The following is a 3,952-nucleotide window of genomic DNA, read 5'->3' as shown; positions in this document are numbered from 1 at the left end:
GTGTTAGCCCGCTTTCTTTTGCCTACTTTTCTTTGCGGCGGCAAAGAAAAGTAGGTGCCGCCCCGCACAGGGGCAACGCTAGCAGACCACTAACATCAAGCGGACGCCACCGCACAGCACCAGCACACCACCCCAACCCGCGCAGCCCCAAACCCTACTTCCATCGCCCGAATTGCCAGCGTTTCCCCTCCTTTATCCCCCGATAGGTATTAGACGTCTCCCGCAATAATTCATCTCATCGGGAAACGGTATGCCGCCGGTCCGCGTAGCTCATCGGAGAACCAGCTTGAACATTCGCAAATTTATCGGTGCAACGAGTCGTGACGCTCTGCGTCTCGTCCGTGAGGCATTGGGTCCCGATGCAGTCGTGCTGTCCAACCGTACCAACGACGATGGCAGCGTCGAAATCGTCGCGGTCACCGACAGCGATCTGAGCGCCATCGCCCCGCGCGGCCAGGAAGGCGCCGCGCCCAACGCGGCAGCTGGCGCCCCCCGCGCGCCGATGCTGCCCGCCGCAGCGCCCGCGATGCCCGTCAATCCCTACGCGAGCGGCATGCCCGATGTGTTCTCGTCGGTGTTCGGCGCAAGCCCCGAAGCCGGCACGGAACGCATGCCCGCAGCCAGCGAAGAAAAAGCCGAGCCGCAAGCAGCTGCAGCCGCCGCCGACAACGCCGCCCCCGAAAGCCCGGCCAGCGCGCCGCGCGCTAGCGACGACGTACGCGTCGATCTGCGCAGCGAAACGGCTGCCGCCCCGGTCAAGCCCGCGCTCAATGCGAAGCCCGAAGCACCCGCCCGTCAGCGCACGATGGCAGAAACGAATCCCTGGCTGATCGACCATGCGCGCCGCATCGCGGCCAAGGACGTGGTCCACGCAGCCAATCCGACGATGACGCCTGCCGCCGCGATGGCACGCGGCATGGGTGCGCCCGTCGATGCAAACGAAGAAGTGAAGCCCGAGTGGGCGCGCGAAGCAGCACAACTCGCCGCCCGCCGCGCCTCGCAAAAAGGTAACGCCGTGCCGACGGTGGCCGAAGGCGCCGGCGACATCAACACGGCCCGCGACGCGCGCAAGGGCGCAGCCGCTGCCGACATGACGCCGAAGCAGGCCGCAGCACTCACGGAATCGATCAAGTCGCGTATCGAGCAGATGGTCAACGAGACCGTGATGAGCGAGCTCACGTCGATGCGCGGCATGATGGAAGAGCAGTTCGCCGGTCTGCTGTGGGCCGACCGCCAGCGCCGCAGCCCGGTGCACGCGACGCTGACCAAGCATCTGTTTGCCGCCGGCTTCTCCGCGCAACTGGTGAAGATGGTGGTCGACAACCTGCCCGCCGTCGACAACATGGACGAAGGCATGGAGTGGGTCCGGACGGTGCTCGAATCGAACGTGCCCGTGATGGAAAACGAAGACGCGCTGATGGACCGCGGCGGCGTGTTCGCGCTGATGGGCCCGACGGGCGTCGGCAAGACCACGACCACCGCCAAGCTCGCCGCGCGCTGCGTGATGCGCTTCGGCGCCAGCAAGGTCGCGCTGCTCACCACCGACAGCTACCGGATCGGCGGTCACGAACAGCTGCGCATCTTCGGCAAGATTCTCGGCGTGTCGGTGCATGCCGTGAAGGACGGCGCCGACCTGACGCTCGCGCTCTCGGAACTGCGCAACAAACATATCGTGCTGATCGACACGATCGGCATGAGCCAGCGCGATCGTCTGCTGTCCGACCAGATCGCGATGCTGTGCCGCGCCGGTCAGCCCGTGCAGCGCCTGCTGCTGCTGAACGCGACGAGCCACGGCGACACGTTGAACGAAGTCGTGCAGGCATACCAGAACGCGCCGGACCAGCAACCGCTCGCCGGCTGCATCCTGACCAAACTCGATGAAGCGACCAACCTGGGCTGCGTGATCGATACGGTGATCCGCTACAAGCTGCCCGTGCACTACGTGTCGACGGGACAGAAGGTGCCGGAGAACCTGTATGTCGCAACCAAGAAATTCCTGATCAAGAGCGCCTTCTGCATACCGCGCGATCACTCGCCATTCGTTCCGCAGGACGAGGACGTGCCAGCGCTGCTGTCGGCCTTGTCGGCCCGTTCGACCGCCGATCTGCACGAGGTTCGCTTTGGATAAATTCGTGCTGGACCAGGCAGAAGGACTGCGGCGTCTGCTCGCGCGCTCCGGCTCGCGGGTCGTGGCGGTGGCAGGCGGCTCGCACGGCGTCGGCGTGACGACGACGGTGGTGAACCTCGCCGCCGCGCTCGCCGAACAGGGCAAGGACGTGCTTGTCATCGACGAAAGCCTCGGCGAGCGATCGGTGAGCGCAATGCTGGGCGGCGTGCGCGGCGCGGGCAACTTCTCGGCCGTGATGCGCGGCGAGATGACGCTCGACGAAGCCGTAGGCCGTCATGCATTGGGCTTCAAGGTGCTCGCGGCTTCGCGCGGCAACCGCGAGAGCGCCACGCGTGAGCAGATGGGCGTGGTGTTGAGCGGACCGGCCGATGTGGTGCTGATCGATGCACAGCTGGACCGCGAAGGCTCGCTGTCGGCACTCGCGATGCAGTCGCACGACGTGCTGGTGGTGACGCGCGTCGCGGCGCAGGCGATCACCGATGCGTACGCGTGCATGAAGCGCCTGCACTTCGCCCATGCGATTGCGCAGTTCCGGGTGCTCGTCAATCACGTGCTGAGCGTGACCGATGCGCATACCGCGTATGAAAACCTGGCGGGTGTGGCGGGACGTTATCTCGCTGTATCGCTTGAAGATGCCGGCTGCGTTGCAGCCGATCCTTTGATGGCGCGAGCCATGGAGTTGTCGCGTTGTGTCGTCGATGCTTTCCCATCGGCACCTGCTGCGCGCGATTTCCGTCATATCGCTGCCGAACTGCAGTACTGGCCGATGCGGCCAGCGATTTCGTCACGGACGCATGGCGTGCCGCCGACGACCGTAACAGCGGCGCAATACGCCGATCAACCGTCTGCGCAGCATGCCTGAAGGCAAGGAAAAGGGGAGCACGATGTACAACGCTCAAGGAAAAATTTCGCAAGCCGAGGTTCTGACGAAGTACGCACCGCTGGTGCGCCGTCTTGGCTTGCAGCTCGTCGCGAAGATGCCGGCGAGCGTCGATCTCGACGATCTGATTCAGGCAGGCATGATTGGTCTGCTGGATGCGGCGAGCCGCTACAAGGAAGACCAGGGCGCGCAGTTCGAGACGTACGCGAGCCAGCGGATTCGCGGCGCGATGCTGGATGAGTTGCGCAGCAACGACTGGCTGCCGCGTAGCTTGCGACGGACGTCGCGCGAGGTCGAGACGGCGGTGCATCAGGTCGAGCAGACGCTGGGGCGGTCGGCCAGCGAGGCGGAGATTGCCGAGCATCTGAAGATGCCGCTCGACGAGTATCAGTCGATGCTGCAGGATCTGCACGGCAGTCAGCTGATCTATTACGAAGACTTCGATCGTTCCGCCGATGATGAGCCATTTCTCGATCGGTATTGCGTTGATCATTCGGATCCGCTGTCGGCGTTGCTGGATGATTCGCTGCGCGGGGCGCTGGTTGAGGCGATTGATCGGCTGCCTGAGCGGGAGAAGCTGCTTATGTCTCTCTATTACGAGCGTGGCCTGAATTTGCGCGAGATCGGCGCGGTGATGGAAGTGAGTGAGTCTCGAGTTTGTCAGTTGCATTCGCAGGCTGTTGCGCGGTTGAGGACTCGGCTGCGCGAGCAGGCTTGGGCTTCGGCTGAGACTAGTTGATTGGGGTTTGCCCGTTTGGGCGGGTTTGTTGTTGTTGCTGTTGTTGTTCTTCTTCGGGAAAGGGCTGATCTTTTTTTAGGTCGGCCTTTTTTTTCGCTGGCATCCGCGGTTTGGTATCGGTACTTCACGCGTCGCCCCTGTGCGGGGCAGCACCTACTTTTCTTTGCCGCGGCAAAGAAAAGTAGGCAAAAGAAAGCCGCTGAAC

The 3,952-nt window shown here is 63.7% G+C and carries 4 protein-coding genes; all 4 read left to right on the top strand.

What is annotated here, in order from left to right:
* The first annotated feature begins 286 nt into the window (after positions 1-286).
* Positions 287-2,128, top strand: coding sequence for a flagellar biosynthesis protein FlhF (flhF, locus tag DK391_RS43960; protein WP_109484263.1), 1,842 nt, complete (start codon positions 287-289; stop codon positions 2,126-2,128).
* Positions 2,121-2,990 (top strand): AAA family ATPase, encoded by an 870-nt coding sequence (locus DK391_RS43955; RefSeq protein WP_109484262.1) that lies wholly within the window; start codon positions 2,121-2,123, stop codon positions 2,988-2,990. The genes flhF and DK391_RS43955 overlap by 8 nt, the downstream gene beginning before the upstream one ends.
* Before the next feature lie 22 nt (positions 2,991-3,012).
* Positions 3,013-3,747: an RNA polymerase sigma factor FliA gene (locus DK391_RS43950; protein ID WP_109484261.1), complete on the top strand. Its 735-nt coding sequence runs from the start codon at positions 3,013-3,015 to the stop codon at positions 3,745-3,747.
* Positions 3,748-3,952: hypothetical protein (locus tag DK391_RS45165; protein WP_204117548.1), on the top strand; the 205-nt coding region annotated here is incomplete at its 3' end.

It is taken from the genome of Paraburkholderia sp. C35, from assembly GCF_003121405.1.
GTDB lineage: Bacteria > Pseudomonadota > Gammaproteobacteria > Burkholderiales > Burkholderiaceae > Paraburkholderia.
The sequence above is the reverse complement of the archived record's forward strand: the minus strand, read 5'-3'. Positions and strand labels throughout refer to the sequence as shown.

Bases quoted from the DNA above. Each gene is read 5' to 3' on its own strand.
- DK391_RS43950 (WP_109484261.1), top strand. From the start codon at position 3,013: ATGTACAACGCTCAAGGAAAAATTTCGCAAGCCGAGGTTCTGACGAAG.